A 25,378-nucleotide genomic window follows, 5' to 3' on the forward strand; every position below is an offset into this window, starting at 1 on the left:
TAACTGCAAGATCGTTCAAGTCTTCTTAAACGATCGGCATTACCTCAAATGAGGAGCCTTTGTTTTATCAAGAGCCTCTGTTCGTCAGCCTTAACCGCTAAACAGAGTAGGGGGATTAAGCCTCGGCAGTCACTTTAGAATTGCTCATCTTTTTAAGAGCTGCGTAACCAAAACCTGTTACTGCTGTACCTGCTGCAATCGCCACTAGGTACATAAGTACTGGAGAGATAGCGCCAGGAATTAGCAGTACGAACAAGCCGCCGTGTGGAGCCATTAGTTGTGCACCAAACATCATTGATAGAGCGCCCGTTAGTGCGCCACCTGCCATACATGCTGGGATAACACGCATTGGGTCTTTCGCTGCGAATGGGATTGCACCTTCAGAGATGAAACATAGTCCAAGAACGAATGATGCTTTACCTGCTTCGCGCTCGCCTGCTTCAAACTTGTCTTTCACTAGGAAAGTTGCAAGGCCCATACCTAGAGCCGGAACCATACCTGCTGCCATGATTGCTGCCATTGGTGCGTAAGTTTGTGAAGCCAATAGACCAACACCGAACGTGTAAGCCGCTTTGTTTACTGGACCACCAAGGTCGAAACACATCATTGCGCCTAGAATCACACCCAGAAGAATCGCATTAGACGTTCCCATGTTGTTTAGGAAGTCTGTCATTGCGCTCATCACGCCTGAAACTGGACCACCAACGATGTAAATCATGACCAAACCAGTGAACAAACTCGCGATAAACGGAATGATCAGAATCGGTTTGAGGGCTTCCATGGATTGTGGAAGTTGAACCTTGTCGGCAATGAATTTTGCTGCGTAACCCGCAATGAAACCCGCTGCGATACCACCTAGGAAACCTGCGCCTGTTGAGCTAGCCAACATACCGCCGATTAGACCTGGAGCCAGACCCGGACGGTCAGCAATAGAGAATGCAATGAAACCAGCAAGAACAGGAATCATCAGTGCGAATGCAGAACCACCACCGATAGTCATCAATGCTGCTGCTAATGTGCCTTCTTCTTTAAACGCTTCGATACCGAATACGAAAGACAGTGCGATGATCAAACCACCAGCAACAACCACAGGAAGCATGTGAGATACACCTGTCATTAGGTGCTTGTACACACCTTTCTTCTCATCAGCAGGCGCTGAATTAGAAGACGCTGTGTGCTGGTATGGCTTAGCTTCTGCGAATGCTTTTTCCATCTCTTGCTTTGTTTTCTTCAAAGCAGGACCTGTTGTCGTTTTGTATAGCGCTTTGCCGTTAAAGCGATCCAGTGGAACATCGATGTCTGCTGCGATGATAACGAGGTCAGCGTCTGCGATTTCTTGGTCTGTCAGTTGGTTTTTCGCACCTACAGAGCCGCGAGTTTCCACTTTGATCTGGTGACCTAGGCGTTTGCCTTCTGCTTCCAGCGCTTCAGCAGCCATAAAGGTGTGTGCAACACCAGTCGGGCAAGCGGTAATCGCTACGATCTTTTTGCTGCCTGTACTTGCTGTTGTAGAAGGGTTTGCTGAAGTACCGGCCACTTCAACAGTGCTTTCAACTTGAGAAGCATCTAGTACCGTTGCTTCTGCTATCGCTTTCTCTAGAAATGCTTTTGCATTGGCTGTGCATTCAGAGATAGCTGCTTGGTACACTTTTTTTCCAACAAAGCGCGCTTTATCAACCTTTGTGTTGGCAGCAATAACAACAACGTCGCTGCTGTCGATCGTGTCTTGTGATACTGGAGAGTTAGGTAATACGCTAGATTGACATTCAATAGCGGCGTTCCAACCCAGTGTTTTTGAAGCTTGCTCTAACAAGCCCGCTGCGATGATGCTGTTTGCTACGCCACTTGGGCAAGCTGTGATGATGGTAATATTCATAATAATCCCTTTGTCCTATTTACTTGTGTCTAACTGACTAGTTGGAGCACTAAGCGCCTGTAATTGGATATTTTGTCGTACTGAATCCAGCTCTTGTTGGCTGGTTACACCCACACCTACCTGTGAAACTGCTAGAGCAGATAGGGCGGTTGCGAATTGAATAAGTTCTGGTTTTGGCATCTGTTGCATGTGGCCCCAACATAGGCCAGCGACTAATGTGTCACCTGCACCTACCGTGCTTACTACTTGCATGCGCGGTGGTTGAGCGTGTAACCACTCACCTTGGTTAAGCCACATCACACCTTCAGCACCAAGTGACACAACGATGTTATCGATGCCTTTTTCACTTAGGGCTTGGCCTGCGTGTTGGCATTGGTCGCGTGTAGTTAGTTCGGCGTTGAATAACTGAGATAGCTCTTCATCGTTTGGCTTGATCAGCCATGGTTGTGCATCGAGTCCTGCTTTAAGTGCATCACGGCTACTGTCGAACAACACTTTCTTGCCCATATCGTGAAGTTTCTGAATCCACGATGCGCATAACATAGGTGAAACGCCTTGAGGTAAGCTGCCTGCAATCACGAAATATTCGTGGTCTTCAGCTAATCCGAATAGAGTGCGCTCAAACTGCTCGATGGCAATCGGTGTTACCGCTACGCCAGGGAAGTTGATGTCGCTAACTTGACCACTTTCTTCTACTAACTTCACGTTGATGCGAGTTGCGCCGTCGACACGAATAAAGCGGTCAGTTGCGCCCATCTGTTCAAACAGTTGGCAGAACGGCTCTTCGTTATTGCGACCAAGGAAACCCGTTACGGTCACTTTAGCGCCAAGCTCTGAAAGTACTTTTGCTACGTTTACGCCTTTACCCGCTGCATGCAGTGAGCTTTTGTTCACCAAGCTAACTGAACCTACGTTTAGCACATCGATGCTACCTGTCAGATCCAGAGCAGGGTTTAGGGTTACGGTAACGGCTTTGATTTGTTTATCAGACATATCGATTCCTTAACCTTCGCCAAGGCCAGAAGCGATAGCTTTGCCAATCGACTCAAGTGCTTGAACTGCATCTTCACCTTCAGCAACAAACTGAAGCTGATGGCCGTGTTTAACGCCAAGCGCGATTACTTTCATCAAGCTCTTCGCGTTCACTTCTTTTCCATCGCCATCTAGGTTTGATACGCGGATAGTTGATTCGAACTTCTTCGCTTCAGCGACTAGCATTGCGCCCGGACGAGCGTGTAGGCCGTGTGCATTTTTGATTTTGAATACCGCGCAGTTGTCATCGTCTTGAGAAGCTGTAGAAACCGCTTCACCTTTTAGAAGGCCAATCACTTGTGCTGCGTCAGCGGTTAACAGTTGTTGCTGTTTACCTTCGAAAACCATTTTGCTTAGGTTTGCCAGAATAGATTGGTGAGCGCTGTTACAAGCAGCAAATGCCACCAATGCTTTAACTGGTGTGCCTTCGTATTCGCAATCGTTCGCTGTTGAAACGAAAGATACGCCAGTGCGAGTTACGCCTTTGTCACTGCCCAACAACCACAAGCCTTGGCCTAGGTGAGTCGGTGTTTTTGTTACTAAGTCAGCAACGAATGCATTGTCTGTACAACCTGTGTTCTTAAGTAGGCCGCCCGCCACTGCTGACATTTGAATCATGTCGCTTGCAGGGAACAGCAGCTGAACTAAAGAAGCGTCTAGGTCTGCTTCTAGCTGAACTTCGCCATTAAGTAGGGCGATGATTTCGTCTTCTGATTTTGCTTGCTTTAATTTCTCTTCAACACCGTCAGCAGCCAGAACTTTAGTTAGCTGCTTAAGAATGCCTAAGTGCTCGTCAGATTTAGCGGCAATACCAATCGCAACGTAAACACGGTTGCCATCTGCCCAATCAATACCTTCAGGGAAGTGGTGTACCGCAACGCCTGTCTCTTTCACTAGGCCACGAGTGTCAGTCGTTCCATGAGGAATCGCGATACCGTTGCCAAGGAACGTAGAGTTCTGGTTTTCACGGTTCAGCATTCCTTCAACGTAGCCAGAGTCAACTAAGCCTTTGGCTGTTAGGTCGCCTGCAATATTTTGGATTGCTTGGAACTTATCATTGGCCGTTTGGCCTAGAGTGATGTCAGATTTTGATAATTTAAGCATGGTGCCTCTTTAGCGTATCGCTTGAGAATTTGTGTGTCGCTACGATTCCAACTAGAGCAAGAATTAGTGAACTTTACTCTTTGCTTTACTTTAGCTGAATCGGTTCAGCATTCAGTGTAAAAAAATTCAGCAAAGCCAATTTCGATTTTCAAAATAGTTTTGCTGCGTGTCGTTAATTCGGTCTGATTCGTGGATAACGAAAAGCTAAATAACGAAAGCTTATTAACAACAAATGACGCTCGATTCATTCAAAAGGATGATTGAAGTCACTTTTCAGATTTTGCTGAATCCTTTCAGCTTTTATACTGAATCGATTCAGCATATAATTCAACTAATCCAGGGATCAGATCATTCGTTATATGATCCTACGCACAAAATACAGGTCACTCATATGACACTTGATGAAATCGCTAAGTTGGCTGGAGTATCGAAAACCACAGCCAGTTATGTCATCAACGGCAAGGCGCAGAAATACAGAATCAGTGAAAAGACTCAACAGAAAGTCATGGCGGTTGTAGAAGAGTATAATTACCGTCCAGACCACGCCGCTTCGTCGTTGCGCGCTGGTAATAGCCGTTCATTTGGTTTGATTATTCCGGATCTGGAAAACAGCAGTTACGCGCGTTTGGCAAAATTGATAGAGCAGAATTCACGCAAAGTGGGCTACCAGATATTGATTGGTTGTTCTGATGATGATGCTGAAACAGAACGAAAAGTGGCTGAAGCTTTGGTAAGTCGTCGTATTGATGCCTTGCTGGTTGCGAGCTCAATGCCAGACGCCAACGAGTTCTACTTAAAGTTGCAAAACTCAGGAACGCCTGTGATCGCAATTGACCGTCCGTTAGATGATGAGCACTTTGCTTGCGTACTCAGTGAAGATTTCGAAGCCGCATTTGAACTGACGCATTCGATTCTCGATGACAATATTCATAGTGTTGGTTTGATAGGCGCACTTCCTGATCTAAATATCTCACGCGAACGTCACCTAGGTTTTGAAGCTGCGAATAAAGCACATACTCAACAAACAGGGCTCGCAGAAAACAAGCCGATGGTTGTGGGTTATGGTGAGCACTTTGATAGGGAATCTGGGCGAGAGGTTTTTGAGGGTTGGATTGCAAAAGGCACGGTTCCTGATGCGATTGTGACTATGTCTTACACCTTGTTAGAGGGTGTGTTGGATGTAATGGTTGAAAAACCAGAGCTGGTTAATCAAGTAAAACTGGCAACCTTTGGTGATAACCGACTGCTCGACTTCTTGCCTTTTAAAGTCCATTCACTGCCGCAGCAGTTTGAAGTAATTGCCGACAGCGCTTTTGCTTTGGCGTTAAATGCATCCGCTAAGCGTTACCAAGCGGGTATTGAACTCGTGCCGAGAAGTTTAGTGAGACGAGGCTAATTCCAGTTAGTTTAAACAAGCTAGGTTAGACTTGGACACTTAGCTCGAACTTGGAGTTAACTCGAACCAAGCAATAAGCCCAACTCTACAATGGCAACAATGCCGAGCAACAAAGCCAACACCTTCCAAAACTGGATTGGATTTCGGTTTATCAAAGGTTGCTTGGCTTTGCTTTTCACCAAACTTTGGTTTGGCGTGTAAAGGTCTGCCACAAAATCCCCCAACACTTGATGACGCTCGCTCGGCGATTCGGCGCAGGCTTTTTGTAACACCAAATCCACCCAGCTTGGTAAGTCAGTTCGTTTTTGAGTGATGGGTTGGTATTCCCACTGATGATGACGAGATTGCTTAAGTGATTGTGCGGTCATTTCAGAGTAGGGCAATTCACCAGTTAGCATCTCATAGCCGATCACAGCGATAGAGAACAAATCTGAGCTGGTGGTCGCGGTGTTATGTTTGATGGTCTCGGGTGCAATGTAATTGACCGCACCTAATGGAGTGTCGTCTTTGTCTGCGAGCTCTCCCTCTTCAAGTCCTCTGACTAATACAGCGCCAAGGTCGATGATTTTTATCTCACCATCATGTTGAAGCATAATGTTCTCGGGCTTTAAATCTCGGTGCACCATGTCTGCGCGTTGTAATACTCGAATACCTTGTGTGATTTTTTCTAGTATGTCGCGTACTTCATTGAGTGACGGTTTTGGATTGTCGTACATCCATTGTCTTAGCGTGATGCCTTCTACCCATTCGCAGATTTGATATAAAAATTGCGAGTTCTCTGGCGTCGGGTAGACCTTCATTACCTTCTTATTGTTCAGCAAGATGCCAGCCCATTGTTCATTAAAGAAAGCTCTCAGTTGCGACGGGCTATCGTGATATTGAACGGAAGGGACTTTTAACACGAACTCGGTTTGTGTCTCTTTTTGCATCACACGATACACATGGCTTCTAGAGCCTGCATACAACACCTCAAGCACCATAAAGTTGTCGATACTTTGTCCGAGCTTTAAAGCGGGCGGAATGGCTCGTTTAGCCAGTTTTTCATGGAACTCGATGAGCGAAGGCTTAGGTAGATGACTAACTTGCACAATCAAGCAGCTCACGTTGTCTGAACTGTTGTGGCTTAAAGCGGTGTTACAGATGGTCTGTGCTGCGTATTCGAAATCCGCTCCAGGCTTATCGATGTGTTCATTGAATGTGTTGGGCGAGACAAACTCGTGCACACCATCCGAAGTGAGGATAAAGCAGTCGTTTTTCTTAATAGGCAGGGTTTGATAGTCAACGTTGAGTTGGTTATCCATGCCTAAGGCGCGTGTTAAGTAATGCTTCTGCCCGATATTCTTACGGGTGTGGTCGCGGGTCAGTTGGCGTAATTCACCATCTCTTAGTAAGTAAATGCGACTGTCGCCAACGTGGAATATATGTGCGGTGTTCGATTTTAATATCACGCTGCTGAACGTCGAAACGAGGGCATTGTGGTTCACTTGTTGTGCGGGATGGATATTAGAAACAGACGTGTTGAAGAGCCAAGAATTGAGTGAGGTTAAGACCTTTTGCGCCGAACGCTGAATGCTCCAGCTTTGGGGAGTCGCGTAATAGTCGTCTATAAACTGCATCACGCTGGTGTGACTGGCTTTCTGGCCGTGTTCACTGCAACTCGCGCCGTCTGCTACGCAGGCAACACTGCCTTTCAACTCTTGCTCTGCGCGAGTTTTAGGGTGTTTTACAATGATGGCATCTTGGTTTTCATCACGTACGCCTTGATTCGAATAACCACCAAACTTAAGCGTTAACTGGTTGTTGGATTCCGGCGTGACGACTTGCCCTTGGCTGAATGAAATTGTCATAACTGGTCTTCTTCTTAACTGGCCGTCTTCTCATTTGCTTGAGAGCACATCTGAGAAAGAACAAAAGCTCTAGCGAATGCAGAGCCTTTGAACGTAGTACCAAAGTGGTGAAACACACCTTGGTACTACTCCCGATTCAATGAGTGGTTAGCTCGATACGTTAATCAAGGTCACGCTACCGTCGTCATTCACTTCAGCAATTTGACCGTTAGGCTCTTCCATGAACAGTAGAGTTACAAAGCCAAGTACCGCTGTTGCAGCAATCACTAAGAAGAAGGTTTGGTAGCTCACGAATGACAACACAGTTAGGTAAACTACCGCACCCACGTTACCGTAAGCCCCGGTCATACCTGCAATCTGACCTGTCATACGACGCTTGATTAGAGGAACTGTTGCGAATACTGCACCTTCACCCGCTTGCACAAAGAAAGAACACGCCATCGCCGCGACAACCGCTAGCCATACAGGCCATGTGCTGTCTACTTGACCCATTGCGAAGTAACCCACAGCAAGACCAATCGTTAGAATAAGCAGTGTTGGTTTACGACCGAATTTGTCTGAAATCCAACCACCACCTGGGCGAGACATTAGGTTCATAAAGGCATAAGCCGATGCAACCATACCTGCAAGAACCGGTGTTAACTCAAAGGTGTCAGAGAAGAACAGTGGCAGCATAGAAACAACAGCCAGTTCAGAACCAAATGTCGCGAAGTACAATACGTTAAGTACCGCAACTTGCTTGAATTTGTACTGGTGAATCTCTGGTACTTCTTCTTTAAATACGTTCTTGTTTACTTTCCAAACTTGCGATACTTCGTACACGTAAAGCGCAGCCAAACCTGCGTAAACCGAGTTAACCGCCATGTCAGATAACATGTTGATGTTGCTTGGTGATAGCTTCCATGTCAGTAGCGCTAAAGCGGCATACATTGGGATCTTCATAATAAGTAGGAAGAAAAAGTCACCCTTTGATGTCACTTCCATTGCCGTTACTTGAGCCGGTTTGAAGTAAGTAGAACCTTTTGGTGTATCCGTTACGTTTTTGTAGAACACAAACGAGAACGCTAAGCTCATTACGCCAGTAATACCGACCGCATAACGCCAGCCGTCTTCACCACCAAATGCTAAAGCCAGAGTTGGAAGTGTAAATGCCGCTGCAGCTGAACCGAAGTTACCCCAACCTCCATAAATACCTTCTGCGGTACCCAGTTCATTGTGTGGGAACCACTCAGACACAAGGCGAATACCGACAACGAAGCCAGCGCCAATGAAGCCAAGTAGGAAACGAGCAATCGCCGCTTGAATGAAAGTGTCTGCCATCGCAAACATAAAACAAGGGATTGAACAGACCGCGAGTAGCGAAGAGTAGACCAATCTTGGGCCGTATCGGTCGGTTAACATACCAATGGCGACACGCGCCGGAATGGTCAATGCAACGTTGAGAATAAGCAGTGTTTTGATCTCTTCAGTAGAAAGACCAAGCGACGTTTTTACCATTTGCAGTAGTGGGGCAAAGTTGAACCACACAACAAAGGTGATAAAAAAGGCCATCCAACTTAGGTGTAAGGTTTTCATCTTACCCGTAAATGAAAGCAGCGAAAATTTTGTGTTATCCATGGTTTAAATCCTTTAAATCTGGAAAATTACCCGGCTTTAGCTCGTGCGTTACTTCCGAAATTCGAACGCATTCATTTGGCTAAACCCTGTGCCGAAATTGCTCACGCTGATAAAGCGTTCGCATGATGATGTCGGCGTTTAGTTAACTGGCGATAGCAAGCGGTGCGAGAACCTGAACCTGTTCTCCTTGCTTGCGAACTTCAAATTTCACGAGCTTGAGATCGGGTTGTTCAAGGCACGCGCCAGTTTCTAAGTGGTAATGCTGCTTGTATAAGGGTGAGGCGACGTAAGGCTCACCGCTTAATGAACCAATGATACCACGTGACATCACATTCGCCTTGCCAACAGGATCGTAATTAGAGAGCCCATAAAGCGTGTCGCTGCGCTTGCAGTAAAAAATAGCCACTTGGTTATCGTCTACTTTGGCGCAAATTCCCCCGTTTGGGGTCAGATCGCTGGTGCTGCATACGGTTGTCCAATTTTCCATGACTTTCTCCTAGTCAAAACATAAAACTAATAATCAATTTAATTAGGGTGATAGCCGACAGCAGTTTTCTTGGGCTGCCCGCTGTCGACTATCGATATTGGGTTTAGTTGTTACTTATTCACTGACCGTCAATTCGGCTTACGAAACTTCCGTGACTTCGATTTGGTCTGCGTTGGTGAGCATTTCATCTCGTTGTGAATCTGAAGAAGAGCTCAAGCTCGGCTTAGGAAAACGCTGCTCTCGTTCTTTGATGAATGACAGGCTAGTGTCCATTTCTTCGCTGTTGATGTAGTGCTGGAAACGCTTCATTTTTTCAGGGTTTTCGATGGTGGTTTTCCACTCACATTGGTATTTTTCGATGTTAAGGGCGATATCGGCTTCAAGTTCTTCAGCAACGTTGAGCTTGTCTTCAATCACGACTTGCTTGAGGTATTCAATGCCGCCTTCAAGGTTTTCCATCCATACCGATGTACGCTGTAGGCGATCCGCGGTACGTGTATAGAACATCAGAATGCGGTCGATGTATTGCAGCAGGGTGGTTTCATCAAGGTCGGTCGCGAAAAGGTCACCATGGCGAGGGCGCATACCGCCGTTACCACAGATGTAGAGGTTCCAACCTTTGTCGGTTGCGATAATGCCAAAGTCTTTTGATTGGGCTTCTGCACATTCACGAGTACAGCCAGAAACCGCAAACTTGATCTTGTGGGGTGAGCGCAAGCCTTTGTAGCGGTTCTCTAGTCGAATCGCTAAGCCAACACTGTCGTCGACACCGTATCGGCACCATGTGCTACCGACACACGATTTCACGGTACGAACTGACTTACCGTAGGCATGGCCCGTTTCAAAACCCGCATCAATCAGCTTTTTCCAGATGATTGGCAGTTCGTTAACTTGCGCGCCAAACAAGTCGACACGCTGACCACCGGTGATCTTGGTGTAAAGGTCGAATTCTTTAGCGACTTCGCCAAGCACGATCAGTCTATCGGGTGTGATTTCACCGCCAGCAATACGCGGAACCACAGAGTAGGTGCCGTCTTTTTGCATGTTACCGAGGTAGATGTCGTTGGTGTCTTGCAGTTCTATGTGTTGATCTTCGAGGATGTAATCGTTCCAGTAAGAAGCCAAAATTGAACCGACTGCTGGCTTACACACGGTACAACCCAATCCGTTTCCATGAGAATCTAACAGCTCATCGAAGGTCTTGATTTTGTTGACGCGAATGATGTCAGTCAGCTCTTGGCGAGAATAGGCAAAGTGCTCACAGATATCATTAGAAACCTCGACACCTAGGTTACTCAGCTCACTATTCAGAACTTGTTTAGCAAGAGCAGAGCAACCGCCACAACCTGTCGAAGCGTTGGTGGTCTCTTTTAATGCAGCCATCGTGGTGCAGCCAGCAGAAACTGCATCTTTGATATCGCCTTTGGTCACATCAAAACATGAGCAGATCACAGCGCTATCGGGCAGAGCTTCAACACCCATTGCAGAGCCAGAATCATCCGCGACATTAGGTAGAATCAGTACTGATGGGTTTTCAGGAAGAGGCATGTCATTTTGCTTTATTTGCAATAGCGAACCGTAAGCCTCTGCATCACCCACCAATACCGCACCAACAATCTTCTTGCCATCAGCCGATATGATCAGGCGCTTGTAAACCTGTTCGATTTCATCGTTGTAGGTGTAAGACTGAGCGCCTTCGGTTTGGCCGTGTACTTCGCCGATACTAGCAACATCAACACCCAGCAATTTGAGCTTGGTACTCATGTCAGCGCCAGTAAATGCAGCATCGTCCGTACCGCCGGAGACAATATGCGAAGCCGCGACTTTCGCCATGGAATAACCGGGTGCCACTAAGCCGAAGATTTTGTTGTCCCAAAGCGCACATTCACCAATCGCGTATACGTTGTCGATGTTGGTTTGGCAGTGATCGTTAATCACGATGCCGCCACGTTCACCAATGGCAATATCAGAGCTGCGAGCTAGAGCATCTTGAGGGCGAATACCTGCAGAGAACACGATCATATCGGTTTCAAGGTGGGTGCCGTCTGCAAAGTTCATTCTGTAGCGAGCGTTCTCACCCGCGACTATCTCAGAGGTGGCCTTCTCGGTGTGAACTTGCACCCCAAGGTCTTCAATCTTTCTGCGCAGTAGGGCACCGCCACCGTCATCTAATTGAACGGCCATCAGGCGAGGTGCAAATTCAACCACATGGGTTTCCAAGCCAAGGTTTTTGACTGCGTTTGCGGCTTCTAAGCCAAGCAGACCACCGCCAATCACTACACCAGATTTGCTGCCTTTGCTAGATAGTTCAATGGCGTCTAAATCTTCGATGGTGCGATAAACGTGGCAGTGTTCTTGGTCGTTACCGGGAATAGGGGGAACAAAGGGGAATGAACCGGTCGCCAGAATCAAGGTGTCATAACTCTCGGTATGTCCCGATTCAGTCACAACGCACTTACTTTCAGTATCTAGTTGAGCGACTCTCGCGTTGAGAAGGTAATTGACGCCATTGCTTTGGTAATACTCTTCGCTGGTTAATGCTAAATCATCAGCATTTCCGCGCTTGAAGTAAGCGGTCAACTGAACACGGTCGTATGCCAACCTTGGCTCTTCACTGAAAGTAATAACATCAAACTCATCACTCTCTGATTGCAGGATGTTGTCGATAAATTTGTGTCCAACCATGCCGTTACCAACAACGACGATTTTCTTCTTGCTCATAATCCATTCCTTATTCTCGGCGTCACCATCACTAGCATCTAATTTCTAGTCGTTAGCAGATGAATACCGGGTTGAGATTCCACTCAATTCATAATCATTAAGAAAAACAAAAATGTTTTTTCTAAGTCTTGGTTTCTAGTGGAGCAAGGAGGGTGCCAGATTGCGAGTTGTTCATTTAAATAAAATTTAATCTATATATTTCAGGAATTTAAAAATTGAAGGTGGTACGTAATTACCCCTAAAGTGGTATGTGAAATTTTTGTTAGATTTATATAAATGAGCGTTTGTGGTGCAACTTTCCGCAAGATGGTGCAAAAATTAAGTTTCTATCTTGGTTAAGTTCGATTTCGTTCAGCGTTGATATTTTACATTTAATTAAGTTGTTGTTTTTAATTAAAAATATTTGCGGCTCATCGGCTGCTATTAAGTGGCGTGTTATTTGCTTGGTTTCAGTTATTACAATTATGGATAATTGAGCGAGAAACGTATGACCGATTCAAACAGCGGCTGGATAAAATCAACCTGTGCTTATTGTGGTGTAGGGTGTGGAATAGAAGCGAGACCGACATCGTTAGGAAAACTAGAAGTGCGTGGTGATAAAGATCATCCATCAAACTATGGAAAGCTATGCACTAAAGGGATTGCGCTTGGTGATACCGTCACGCCTTTAGGACGCCTAACACAGCCTGCTCATATTCAGAATGAGCAAAAAAAAGAGCTGGACTGGAACCGTGCCACTCAGTTGGTCGCAGACAAATTCAATCAAACCATCGAAGAATTTGGGGCCGATTCGGTTGCGTTCTATGTTTCTGGTCAGCTGCTTACCGAAGACTATTATGTTGCCAATAAACTGATGAAAGGCTTCATCGGCAGTGGCAACATCGACAGTAACTCTCGCCTTTGCATGGCTTCAACCGTGGTCGGGCATAAGCGAGCATTTGGCGCAGACACAGTACCTGTCTGTTATGAATATCTCGAGCAAGCCGATCTAGTCGTGATTACAGGCTCCAACCTAGCATGGTGTCACCCGGTACTTTTCCAAAGGTTAAGAGCCGCAAAACAAGCCAACCCTGCATTGAAAGTTATCGTGATAGATCCGCGTTATACCGATACCTGTGAAATTGCAGATATTCACTTGGCATTGGAATCAGGCTCAGACGTGGCGTTGTTCAATGGTTTATTGGGCTATCTCGACGATAACGACAAGCTAGATTCAGACTATATAGAAAACCACACTCAAGGCTTTACTGAATCGATTCGATCTGCAACCCAATATCGCTATACCGAAGCTGGCTGGGGCGACAAAAGCGTTCCTGAGCTCACAGGATTAACAGAGCAGCAGCTAAAACAGTTCTACAGTTTGTTTGCATCGAACGAGAAGGTGCTGACCATTTACTCTCAAGGCGTGAACCAATCGACACAAGGGTGTGACAAGGTGAATGCCATTATTAACTGCCATTTAGCCACCGGAAAAATCGGTAAACTGGGCATGGGGCCATTCTCAGTAACAGGTCAGCCGAATGCAATGGGCGGACGTGAGGTGGGCGGTTTAGCTAATACCTTAGCGGCGCACTTTGAATTTGGTGATCCGCAATCACACCAAACAGTGAGCGAGTTCTGGCAAACCGACAGCTTAGCCACACATGCGGGTTTAAAAGCGATTGACCTGTTTGATGCCATGAATGAAGGCAAAATCAAAGCGGTGTGGATCATGGCGACTAACCCAGTCGTGAGTTTGCCTGACAGCGAAAAAATTAAAGCCGCATTAGAGAAGTGCCCATTTGTGGTGGTGTCTGATTGCATTGCCGATACGGAAACCACACGTTTGGCTGATGTGGTGCTGCCCGCGCAGGGTTGGAGTGAAAAGTCGGGTACTGTGACCAATTCAGAGCGCCGTATATCAAGGCAGCGCCGTATATTACCAAGCCCAGGCGAAGCCAAACCCGATTGGTGGATCTTGAAAGAAGTGGCGCAAAAAATGGGGTTCAACGATCAGTTTGATTATCGCCACGAAGGTGAGATCTTTAAAGAGTATTGCGAGATGACAGCGCTCGGCAACGAAACAGGCAAAGCACGTGACTTATGCTTAATTGGACTCACTCAACTGGATGAGAAAGGCTATGGCGAACTCACTCCACAGCAATGGCCAGTGCTAAAATATCAACCAGAGATCATTGAGCAGCGTATGTTCACCACTGGCGAGTTCTTTACCGAATCTGGTAAAGCGCAGTTTATTGCAGTCGAACACGACAAACCCATTGCTGATACCAGCCTTGAATTCCCACTTATCATGAACACAGGTCGAATCCGAGACCAATGGCACACCATGAGTCGCACAGGCTTGGCGGCGGGTTTAGGTGAACATACGCCAGAGCCTTTTGTCGCCATGCACCCTGATACGGTTTCAGAACTGAACTTGGAAGAGTTCGGGCTAGATGCTTTCAACCACGCCACTATTAACCCGGTGGTGAAAGTACGCAGCGCACAAGGGGAGTGCCAAGCCCGCCTAGTGGTGACCAAAGAGATGCGCCGTGAACAAGTCTTCATGCCGATTCATTGGAACGCACCGACTGCCAAAGACAGTAAGCCGTGTGACCTGATCTTGCCTCATACCGATGCTGCATCAGGACAGCCAGAATTCAAACACACACCTGTTGTCGTAGAGCCGTGTGGTTATCGTAGTGAAGCCGCACTGGTCAGTGACAAAGTGATGGATTGCAGCGGATTTGATTACTGGGTTCGCCAAAGAGTGGAGGGCGGGTTTCTGTATCGTATCTCATCATCCAAGAACCCAATGGAGTTGGTGATTCAGCTCGCCAACACCCTCGATGCCTTACCAGAGCCCAACGCAGAGGCGATTAAATCACTCCATTACCACGGCAACAAATCATTCAAAAACTACGGTTCTGCCAAGCTGGGTCAGTCTGGCGTAAAGCAAGCCTTTGTGGTGAACAGTAAGCTCGATCATCAAAGTATTGATTGGCTGGTGGAATGCCTAACCCGAGAAGCCGATGAAGAGTTCGAAGCCGAGTTTTTGAGTGCTATGGCGAAGTAGCTGACCACCTTTAACCCATTAATACTTTAAGCTAAGCGCCGACAATCATGTTGGCGTTTTTTGTTTGAGAAGACAATGTCCGCACTAGCAGTTTGGGGCACTGAGTTAAGTGAGTACAATGACTAACGAGGTCAGCAATTACGACAAGAAAAGACGAATCAAACATGCTCCTGAATTCAAAGACGAAGCGCTTAAGTTAGCAGATAAAGTCGGTGTCGCTGCTACACGACAGTTATCGTTATATGAACCATAAAACCTATGGATGACGTAATGCCGTCAAAAAGATGCGAAAATCAGCGACAGAGAAAAAATTCGCAATTGAAAATGCCAAACTTAAACAATCGGTTGTCTTTTTAGAATGTTAAATCGTATCAGGTCGATTCGACTAAACAAGGAAACCAAATGCTATAACAGGATGAAACCTATGTTGAGGGTTGATTTGATTGGATAAATTGAACAAGTTTTCTTTTTAGTTGTTGATGTTCTGTTTGAGCCATGTATATGAATTGGTTGCTATGGCCTTTCTCTGATTTTATATATTGTTCAAAGTTTACTGGGACTCCTGCAACCGACAGCTCTAAGTGTAAGTGAGGTCCAGTTGTTCTACCTGAATTACCAGTCAAACCGATTATCTGACCTTTTGTTATAAAATCTCCAGTCAAAACATGTCTTTCTGAGAGGTGCAGGTAGCGTGCGTAGTTTCCATCAGTATGCTTTATGGTTAGGTAATTTCCGGCAAAACGGTTATAGCGAGACTTCAAAACAACGCCATCTGACAGTGAACGAATTTTTGTACCAATAGGGGTCGCGTAATCTGTTCCGAAATGTGGTGAAATACGGTTGGTTATTGGGTGTTTTCTGTTTAAATCGAACGGTGAACTCACTCGAAAATGCAGAGGAAGAGGAAATACATAGTCATTGTTTAATTTATAGCCATTTTCATTGTAGATATTATCATCAGCCCCTCTCATTGCGAAAAATTCTATATCACTACCTGAATAGTAAAAAGCACTGACATATTCGTGGTTGGTTCCGTTGTTTCGGGTTTTTATTGAGAATTTATCACCGTTATTAACTGATTTGATAATGTCAAAATTGTCTCCTAATAAACTCAATAGTGATTTTAATTCGTTATTCGTCAAACCAGAAGACAGTACAGAACTGATAAAAGTATATTTAACTACACCTGAAACCATTTCAGATGTAGGAGCAGGTGTTATGGTCGGACGGTTTTCGGAACTAGTTACGTTAGGAATTTGTTTTTTATTAATATTTGAATGGCTTACAACTATAAATATCGCGAGAGGGATGATGATAAAAATCATCAGATAGCCGGATTTTAAGGCATTTAGACTTAAATGGTGCTCTCTTTTAAAGTACATAATCTATCAATCAAATTCAGTTAATGGGTCAAAGTTGGGATTAGATCATAATATTTATTCATTTTTTTATCATGTTGTTTTAGTTAATTCCTTCGTAACGACTGGTTAAAGGTGTAGGGTGTTTTTTTCAACGATAGAAAAACAAACCTTTCACCTTTTTATTTAGCCAAATTGTACTTTATAAGTAGTTATTCTGTCATGTTGAGAAAATTACAGACGATAATATAATCGCGACAAAATATACTCTGCCAGAATACTATGTTCACTAAATATACGCACAAATCAACATTAGGTCTTATTGTTACATCGCTTTTCTTAAGCGCATGTGGTGGTGGGGAAGGTGGTGGTGATAATATCCCGCCAGCAAGGAATACAGGAAGCATCTCGGGTAACGTTTATGATGCCCCTGTAAGTGGTGCAAAGATAGAGGTGTTCGAATACAAGGATGGAAACTTGGGTAGGAAGCTGGCAAGTACAACTTCCGATGCCTTTGGTGACTATAAGGTTGAATTTGAATCTTCATCGATGCCACTTTTCATCGTAGCGAAAGAAGGCAGTTATACTGACCCTCTAACAAAAAATACGGTGTCTTCTAGTAACGGAAAAACACTCCGTTTAGAGGCCATGGTTAACTACAAGGAAGGTGGTGACCAGAGCTTAATGATAACCCCTTTGACGAACATCGTATCGGGCTTAACTAAATATAAGATTGGCAAGGGCTCATCTGATTCTGATGCTATATCTGAATCAATTAATAGCATAAATGATATGTATGGTTTCAATGTTAACGAAACCAAACCAATTGACATAACTAAAGGCGGTCAAAGTAGCTTTGCTACATCAGGACATAAATATGGCGCCTTGTTAACAGCTTATTCTTCATTTGCGAACGACCTAATCCAAAAATACGGTGAAACTCAAAGTGATATTTACACTTCGATTCATTTAGCGGATATTCAGTATCGAGATGTGATTGCTGATGGTCTTCTAGATGGGCAGGAAATAAGTGCAGTGTCAGGAGGCGTAACCCCTTTAACCTTTGGTCAGCAAAAAGTTTCTAGTGATATTTACACTAACGATTTAGCTCAGCATGTTCTGATTGTCGTCAATGATCTCAACTTAAATGTTTCAGGCACGGATGCAGGCGAGTATGTTGAGTTTAGTAATAAAGTTAACGAGCTTGGTACTAGCACAGGAACCGAGGGTGTTTTACCTCCTCGTGATGAAACTGCAATTGATACCCAAGCTCCTACAGTGTCACGAACAGACCGCGGTGTGTTGGCTGGGGTTGATAGACTGGATATAAAGATAAACGATGAAATTGGCGTTCAAGGTGTCTCCGCGTATCTAGAATACCAATTAAATGGAGAGTGGTCTTATGGAAATAAATGTGATGATAAGACAACTTCGGGTAGTGACTTTTGTTTTATAGAGTTCAACGATTTTCAAGGGGGTCTTCGTGAAACAAGCGTAAAAGTAAGGGTAGATACCAAAGCCATCGACAATGTGGAAATCGATCCTAAAACTGATATTTCAAATGTCACCGCCGCACGTTTGGTTTTTTATACCACTGATGTATTGGGTAATGAGCTAGTTAAAACGCGTAATTCTGGTCATTACGTCGACTTCAAATGGGACAATTATGCGCCGGTAATAGAAGTCACTTCAAGCAGTTCAATAAATAATAATACCAAAGAATATGTACTTAAAGGCATTGTAAAGGAAGGCTCGCAACAGGTTGAATCGGTTACTGTTTCATTTAAAGGTGGCTTGGATGAAGTCGTTGCTTGTGGAGGATATACCTGTGAATTTAGTAAAGAATATTCAACAAGTGAATTCGTAACACGAACAACATTTGAAATTAAAGCGAGTGATAGCAAAGGTAATATTGGTAAGAAACTTCACGAAGTTGCTCGTGATGACCAAGTACCGGCACAAGTGATTAGTTATCCTGAGAATGCCCCAATGAATTACGTGAATGTTGGTGTCGATGGTGAGCGAGTAACAAAAGAAGATATCTATACGCAAGATACTTATACGTCCGAGTCGGTTAACTCGAGTCGTGATTATCTGAAGATCGATTACCTTTACGCTAGTAAAGGGATTTTAAATTCAATTCCCAGTGTTGATTTTAGCAACTTCAATGTAAATATTTTAAAAGAAAATAAAATTCCATATATTCGCGTAAGGGTATCTGACGGTAATGGAGATATAGGGTTAGGTGCTAGTGCCGAAAAACTTAAGTTAGTTGTAAAATATTACGTTAGCCAAAATAATGACAATAATTACGTGCTTCAAAAGGTGACAGATACCGTAGCTTCTAGCGCTAACATTCCACATGAGAGTATTTCGGATGAAGACGGTCATGTAAATGAAGTGGTCTACTATGTTCCCTTCGTCAAAGAAATATTGGGCGATAATTTTGATTCAACGTCGGAAAATGCCAGCCAAAAATTAGTGATTCAAACTATTGATGAATCTGAAAATGAAAGTGCCGAACAAGATGTGTATTTTCGAAGCAGTTTTGATTTACCAACGATGACGATCGTTACTCCTTTTATTGGCGCTAATGTTTTGTTAGAGGGATTAAATCCCAAGGGTGAATTTACCTCGTTAGGTAGATGCACCACGATTCAACACATAGAAAGCAATGGAGCAACCAAAGCTCTTGATGTTGCAGGATGTGATACAACAACTGATGTCGTGAACTACGATTTTATGCGGGTTCGTTTAATCGGTGTTGATGGTAATACACAGCCCTATTACTATAAATGGCAGAAAAATCCAGACTCACAGTCAGAGAAAGTTGACTTAAATAGCACAAACTTAGGTGCTTACTTTAAACTTAATGGCTCCAAGACACTTTATATTACTGAACTATCGGCATACCAAACCGGGTTGTTTGACTCTCAGTGGAATCAAGTTGAGGCTGGAAATAAAACGCCTGAGGTTGCTTCTCAAATTTTAGGCGATGTCCAAAACGCTCTAGCTAATGGTAGTAACTCTTTTTTTGGGTTTGATCCGACTCTCGTATCATATGCAACGAATGAGATGCTGAAAAGCTCAATTCCAGAAAAACTGTCCAATAATTATATTCACAGATTTTTAGTGGAAGCTATTTACGATCTGACTCAAAAGCATAATATGCTCTTGAGTAGCTCTGTTGATTTTGCTTCCGCCATTTACGATGATTTGCAATATGATGGTCTAGCAAATGGTATTGGTAGTGGTGGCAAAAAACTAGTTCTAGACTCTTATGAATTTAGTTCAGATTCTTATCGGCATGATTTGGCACAGTCATATTATGACATTATGACTGTTAAATATGGTGTTGAAGCTAACTTCGCTCAAAGGTACGCCGATCATATATCAATGGCTAACCCTGATTTAAATAACAAATCAGTTATTGAGGGCGAGGGTGAAAGTATTGATAAATCACCGCCTAAGCCATCCCTGAATATCGAAAATGGTCGAGAAACATGGGTCGGAAACAAGCACTACGTGGCCGGTGTCGTTGATTCTCGAGTTGTCTTGGAAGATCCGTCTGGCATTGTTGTAAAAGCGGGGAGCCAGCCCTCTTTTTCTACTATGTGGTATGAAAAAAACAAGCCCAATGCGGGAATCCCAATTGATGTGAATATTCAAGAGTCAGGTAGTGGTGATAACTATAAAAAAGAGTATTTATTTACCCTTAATACGGAGTCTTCAGATCTTAAAGGTATGGTTGAATTCGCACTTATAACGAGTGCTATGGATGAACATCAAAATAGCTATGGCTACAATGGGCACGCTCCTCACACAGTAAGATTGTACATTGATAACGAGTTTCCCTTAGCAACGTATATTTCTCCTAGCGATGGGAACGGCCAACCTATCGATGAGAGTGTTTATTTAAACACCAATTATGTCCAAGAATTAACTTTCAAAATTGACGATATCGTTGGTGATAAGCTGAATATGCGAGGCCTTACGTTCTATAACTCGGCAACGGGTGTTACTCATGATTATGATGCTAGTACACACTTTTCAAGTAATACAGAGAAATATTTTAAGGTAAAGCTGTGCGCTGGGAGTAAATGTAGTAGTGAAGGCAACATTATTAGTCCCGAAGATGGAAGCTGGGCGGTTTATGTTAATGCTGAAGACAATTTGTCTAATAAAGTTAATCGCCAGACAACCAATGCGCCTAAATTTAATGTTTTGCTAGACTCAAAAGGTCCGGTGGTCAATGGGGCTAAAATCGCTAGTCATTTAGGCGGAAATTCAAGTTGGGTTCCAGATATAACATGGAGCTTAAGCCCTGGTAGTTTGGTTGAAGTGGACATGAAGCGAGAGTCTGGAAGACGCTTCACTTTAAAACACTACGAAACAGAACCAGCGGCAAGTGCAGAACCATATTTACTAGGTACACAACCTAACGTTGAGGTTAGATTGGTGGCAGATGCGTTCAAATATAATGAGAAAAACCTATTCTACGTAACAGCAACAGACAGCTCTTATCCATCGGGTACAAATAGCGGTGAGTTCGAGTTCCAAGTTGACAACAAGGGACCTGTAATCGAATTAGCTGAACCATGGGTGGTAGATAATAACTCTGGTGAAAGTTATGTTCTTGGTTCCAACTTTACTGTGAAGCTTAACTCTATATCTGATGATTCTGACGTATCTAAAGTTGAACTCTGGCAGCAAGGTCAAGGTGCCGCTATACGTTCAATTGTCCCCAAAAATCCAACGCAACCCTTTGACATTGAAATTGCAGAAAATCTAAGTAGGAACATTGTTATTGGCGACGATAACAAGGCGAATTTGTATCTTAAAGCTGTAGACGAATATGGGTTCGAATCTGAAACGGAAATGAAAGCTATTTTGTTGGATCGTGAAGGGCCATCGCTAAAACTTAATGCATTTGATCCTGACAGCTATTATGTGGGGGGCTATATATTCAATCTATCTGCACAAGATTTAAATGGTAGAGGAACAGCTTCAACGAACGGTGTTAATAAAGCAACATTAGAGTATTGGACCTTCAAAGAGAACGCCTCTGATGCAAGTACCTCGGTCGGTGAAGATATGAAGGTTCCTTTAGGTGGCCAAATTGATGGCGATGGCACCGTTCGCACAATAAGATTAGCAGGCTCGGATGTTAGAGGGAACACGACAAGTGTCGATTATGCGGTAAAAGTACAAAATTCTGTCCCAACAATTCATTCGGTAACTTTTACGTATGAAGATGGAACGCCGGTTTCTTCTGAGGGACAGAACCAAATTACTCGTAACGACCCTATCATTATCACTATTGATGCTGAAGATCAAAGCGGGATACCGTTGGTGGAGGGTACTTATCAATATGGTGAGCAATCCAACAAAATCTCATTTTCTCAGAAAAATGGACTCTGGCAAGCTAGATTAACATCCGCTGAGCTATCAAATGACGGGAGCTATGAGCTTAGATTCAAAGTGTACAGCAGCGTACGTTATAACTCTGGCCAAGAAAGGCCCGTCACTGAAAGGTCAGAAAGTATCAATGTGCAACGTCAAGGTGTTGTGCTTTCAATCGCCAAGCCAAATGATTTTCAAAGTCATATTGCGGGGGATACCTTAAATGTTGAATTCGCACCTGTAGGGAATGTGAAAGCAAAAACACTAGAATGTTGGGTTAGAGAAAATTACACCTCTGACGGGGTGCCTAATGATGGCTCAAACAATGCTTATTCAGGAGTTATTACTAACCCACAAGAGAGCTATAAATGTGGTGTCAAAACGAATGTGAATATGTCGGTTTCTCCTGTTGTTTTGATAGCAAAAACAGTCGGAACAAATGGCACTGAAACCGTAAGTAAATTCAGCTTTAATATGATGGATATCGAAGCGCCTTTGGTCGAACAAAACACATATCAATTTACTGGCAGTGATGTTGGCTTGAACGCTAAAGGTCAGAAAATGCTGAGTTTGACTTTGAGCTTTAAAGACAACCTTTCAGGTGTAAATATCAATGATGGTAAAAAGCCTATATTGGTGAGAAATCGTTTAAATATACCTTTTGAACCGAAGAGCTGTAACACTGCGTCGGGCGTAACGACATGTACGTATACAGAGTTGTATTCTGACATTCTTCCTTCGGGGGCTTTACGACATTTATACACCATTAAGAATTTATCTGACTCTGCTGGAAATTTAGGGGCGGACCATGCTTTAGAATTATTACTACCAGCCCAAGGTGATTTGGATGTCATAATTAGCAGTCCTACTGCAGATTCTATTATTCGAGGTGAGGCGCTTGAGATGAACTTTAAGGTAAAGGTTGGGCAAAATTCTGATCTTGAAAATGTCATCGCGAATTTAGACGGTACTTCGTACAATTTAAATGCTCACCCTGAAAAGTTTTATCCTTTTACAAAGTGTGCCAATGGTTATTCTTGCTCCACATTTATTGCTCCATTAGATAATAAGCTTGATGGGCAGATCATCAAGCCACGAATTCAAGTCATTGACGTGTGGGGTGAGTCAAAAAGTGATGAAGTCAGTGTAATGGTAGATAATAGTAAGCCGAATATTGATGGCTCTGTAACTCTTAGCCAATCTCCTGATAATGCGAACATGATTAGATTTCAATTTTCTGCTTGGGATGATGGCAGTGGTTTGGCAAGCGTTAAGTATACAGTGATTAATCCTAAGCATGTTTTCGATAAAGATGACGTTGGCGACAGCTCACACCTCTATTTTGAGCTTCCAAAAACTGACTTACAAGGAGTAAGCTCAATTCGAGTAAATGTCGAAGCAACGGATAATGTTGGTTGGGCTCAAAACAAGACAATCGATATAGATATAAGTACCCCAACCATTGGAGTGGCTTTTGATGGAATATCAAGCTTGCAAGGAGGCAAGCTTGTTTTTACCAACAACAGCCAGGTATTCAACATTACGTCTAATGAGGGGGCGAACGTAAAGGCTTCGCACTATTCTATCGATTTGATTCCTAATTCAGGTAGCACGATTAGCTTTACTGGAAAAATCGTGTCTGCTAAAGGCTCAGACACTATGACTTTTGGCGTTGATGACCAATTACCGTATAAGTACAAAGTAACGGTGACTGACTCTATAGGGCGGACCATCACTGATTTTGACATGTTCAATCGAAGTTACAATGCTCAAGGGGTTGAATCGATTGTTGATTACCAAGCGCCAGTTATCACAAGTATAACTGGTAGTCAGGATTCGATGACTCCTGTGAACGGTCAATATTATGTGAATGTTAGAGCATACCTTTCAGATAAGAACATAAGTAGTGTGGCTTCGACTGCAGATAATGGGACGGGTATCCTTGTTAATCCTCAGTCGATAGTAAAACCCGCCAATGACGGTGACCCATACTTGATACGTTACCTGTTATCACCGGGCAACTACTCGCTAAAAGTAACAGCGGTAGATTTAGTTGGTCATAAAGTTGATAAATTAATAGCTCAGAAAGTAGAAGCCGCAAGCATTCCAGCACTCGCGATATCGACAACCGCGTCAATGCCATTAGCTGGTGGCGTTGAAATTCCGCTATTGTTTACCTTTACCGAGGAGGTCAACAACTTTGAATTTTTGGATTTGAAAGTGAACGCCAGTGATGGCAACGATACCGGGATTTTGAAGCAGGCTTCTTGGAGAACGACAGACAATATAACTTGGACTGTCGATTACATAACCCCAAGGAAACAAGACAAAACCATCACGATACGGGTCGATGATGATAGCTATCAAAGCGTAAATACTATCCCCGGCACAGGGGATAGTTTGGTTTTGGGGGTTGAGGGTGTGTTACCAACCCTGTCTAGCGTGAAATTTGCGCCAATGCACCAGGAAACAGGCAAAGATGTAAAAGTAACCCTTGAGTTTGATAAAAAATCACAAGAAGTAACGGCCATGCTTGGTGGTAATCAAATCAACTCACTAACTGCCACGGCTGATAATAAAGTTTGGCAGGGTAACGTTCAGGTGCCTGATACCAATGAATTAACTGTGGCTCTGATTGTAGACCAGTACAAAGATCTCGTGGGTAATGTGGGCACGCAAGACCGTACACATTCACTGCCTATCACGCCCACGTTGGTTATCACGCCAGTGAGCAACGTGGACGGCAGTAACGCCACGAACTTGGTGTTTTCAGGTACATCGACGCGTTTTGATGGCCAAGGGCTTAGCCTGGAAGTGAAAGCGCAGGGCAATGATGCGGTGTTGAAAAGTGGCTCTGCGACAGTCGCCAACGGTGGGGCTTGGAGCAGCAGTACCGTTGACATCAGCGATCAACCGAACGGCACTTACACCGTCATTGTGACGGGCACCAACGCTTCAGGCGTGCAAGTCACCGAAAGCGCAAGCTTTACGCTGGCGCAAGCCATGCCGACGTTAATGAGCGCGACGTTTAACCCAACGCATCAAGCGATAGGTCAAAGCGTATCGGTCAGCCTTAAGTTCGATAAAGCATTGCAAGCGGCCAGTGCAGAATTAGGAGGCACGCTCATCTCGCTGACGAAGAGTGCGGATGCTAGCGTGTGGACAGGGAGCGTGTCGGTCCCTGCGTCGTCTGATTTGAATGTTGATTTGGTGGTGAAAGATTACCAAGACTTATCGGGTAATGTGGGGGCGCAAGACAGCACACATTCTCTACCTATTACGCCAACCTTGGACATCACCCCTGTGGGCAGCGTGGACGGTAGTAACGCCACTAATTTGGCCTTCTCAGGCACATCGACGCGTTTTGATGGCCAAGGACTTAGCCTAGAAGTGAAAGCGCAGGGCAATGATGCGGTGTTGAAAAGTGGCTCTGCGACAGTCGCCAACGGTGGGGCTTGGAGTAGCAGTACCGTTGACATCAG

At 44.3% G+C, this 25,378-nt stretch carries 11 protein-coding genes and 1 pseudogene; 4 read left to right on the top strand and 8 right to left on the bottom strand.

Going from position 1 to position 25,378, the window contains the following annotated elements; genetic code table 11:
* Positions 1-115 precede the first annotated feature (115 nt).
* From fruA to fruB, 3 genes are read right to left on the bottom strand one after another with little or no spacing between them, the layout of a single operon-like run.
* Entirely contained in the window at positions 116-1,876 is a 1,761-nt protein-coding gene (gene fruA / locus AB4180_RS15940; protein ID WP_102250542.1) for a PTS fructose transporter subunit IIBC, read from the bottom strand.
* Positions 1,877-1,891: 15 nt separating this feature from the next.
* Positions 1,892-2,869 (bottom strand): 1-phosphofructokinase, encoded by a 978-nt coding sequence (gene pfkB, locus AB4180_RS15945; protein ID WP_009844884.1) that lies wholly within the window; start codon positions 2,867-2,869, stop codon positions 1,892-1,894.
* Positions 2,870-2,878: 9 nt separating this feature from the next.
* A complete protein-coding gene (fruB, locus tag AB4180_RS15950) occupies positions 2,879-4,012 on the bottom strand; it encodes a fused PTS fructose transporter subunit IIA/HPr protein (protein WP_102250541.1) in 1,134 nt (377 codons plus the stop codon).
* A gap of 391 nt (positions 4,013-4,403) precedes the next feature.
* Between fruB and cra the strand changes: the two genes are divergently transcribed.
* Complete coding sequence (cra, locus tag AB4180_RS15955; RefSeq protein WP_102250540.1) at positions 4,404-5,408, top strand: catabolite repressor/activator; 1,005 nt, start codon at positions 4,404-4,406, stop codon at positions 5,406-5,408.
* A gap of 56 nt (positions 5,409-5,464) precedes the next feature.
* Here cra and AB4180_RS15960 read toward each other — a convergent pair whose 3' ends face one another.
* From AB4180_RS15960 to nirB, 4 genes are all read right to left on the bottom strand, one after another.
* The gene (locus AB4180_RS15960) at positions 5,465-7,255 is read right to left on the bottom strand and encodes a bifunctional protein-serine/threonine kinase/phosphatase (RefSeq protein ID WP_102250539.1); all 1,791 of its coding nucleotides are present in this window, start codon (positions 7,253-7,255) and stop codon (positions 5,465-5,467) included.
* Between the two features lie 147 nt (positions 7,256-7,402).
* Entirely contained in the window at positions 7,403-8,872 is a 1,470-nt protein-coding gene (locus tag AB4180_RS15965) for a NarK family nitrate/nitrite MFS transporter (protein WP_102250538.1), read from the bottom strand.
* A gap of 142 nt (positions 8,873-9,014) precedes the next feature.
* Positions 9,015-9,359, bottom strand: a complete 345-nt coding sequence (gene nirD / locus AB4180_RS15970) for a nitrite reductase small subunit NirD (protein WP_046223932.1) — start codon at positions 9,357-9,359, stop codon at positions 9,015-9,017.
* A gap of 138 nt (positions 9,360-9,497) precedes the next feature.
* Positions 9,498-12,080: a nitrite reductase large subunit NirB gene (gene nirB, locus AB4180_RS15975; RefSeq protein WP_102250537.1), complete on the bottom strand. Its 2,583-nt coding sequence runs from the start codon at positions 12,078-12,080 to the stop codon at positions 9,498-9,500.
* A 472-nt stretch (positions 12,081-12,552) separates the two neighbouring features.
* On the opposite strand from nirB, the gene AB4180_RS15980 reads away from it, so the two are divergent.
* Entirely contained in the window at positions 12,553-15,135 is a 2,583-nt protein-coding gene (locus AB4180_RS15980) for a molybdopterin oxidoreductase family protein (RefSeq protein WP_102250535.1), read from the top strand.
* Between the two features lie 118 nt (positions 15,136-15,253).
* Positions 15,254-15,382: pseudogene (locus AB4180_RS15985) on the top strand (IS3 family transposase); the annotation flags it as partial.
* A 175-nt stretch (positions 15,383-15,557) separates the two neighbouring features.
* On the opposite strand, the gene AB4180_RS15990 reads toward AB4180_RS15985, so the two are convergent.
* Positions 15,558-16,517, bottom strand: coding sequence for a peptidoglycan DD-metalloendopeptidase family protein (locus tag AB4180_RS15990; RefSeq protein WP_017098433.1), 960 nt, complete (start codon positions 16,515-16,517; stop codon positions 15,558-15,560).
* A 258-nt stretch (positions 16,518-16,775) separates the two neighbouring features.
* On the opposite strand from AB4180_RS15990, the gene AB4180_RS15995 reads away from it, so the two are divergent.
* The coding region (locus AB4180_RS15995) for a tandem large repeat (RefSeq protein ID WP_372081881.1) at positions 16,776-25,378 on the top strand (8,603 nt) is incomplete at its 3' end.

The organism is Vibrio sp. 10N.286.49.C3, assembly GCF_041469545.1.
Lineage (GTDB): Bacteria > Pseudomonadota > Gammaproteobacteria > Enterobacterales > Vibrionaceae > Vibrio > Vibrio tasmaniensis_A.

Coding starts and splice junctions, on each gene's coding strand:
- AB4180_RS15990 (WP_017098433.1), bottom strand. CDS start 16,517: ATGTACTTTAAAAGAGAGCACCATTTAAGTCTAAATGCCTTAAAATCC.
- fruB (WP_102250541.1), bottom strand. CDS start 4,012: ATGCTTAAATTATCAAAATCTGACATCACTCTAGGCCAAACGGCCAAT.
- nirD (WP_046223932.1), bottom strand. CDS start 9,359: ATGGAAAATTGGACAACCGTATGCAGCACCAGCGATCTGACCCCAAAC.
- AB4180_RS15965 (WP_102250538.1), bottom strand. CDS start 8,872: ATGGATAACACAAAATTTTCGCTGCTTTCATTTACGGGTAAGATGAAA.
- nirB (WP_102250537.1), bottom strand. CDS start 12,080: ATGAGCAAGAAGAAAATCGTCGTTGTTGGTAACGGCATGGTTGGACAC.
- pfkB (WP_009844884.1), bottom strand. CDS start 2,869: ATGTCTGATAAACAAATCAAAGCCGTTACCGTAACCCTAAACCCTGCT.
- fruA (WP_102250542.1), bottom strand. CDS start 1,876: ATGAATATTACCATCATCACAGCTTGCCCAAGTGGCGTAGCAAACAGC.
- cra (WP_102250540.1), top strand. CDS start 4,404: ATGACACTTGATGAAATCGCTAAGTTGGCTGGAGTATCGAAAACCACA.
- AB4180_RS15960 (WP_102250539.1), bottom strand. CDS start 7,255: ATGACAATTTCATTCAGCCAAGGGCAAGTCGTCACGCCGGAATCCAAC.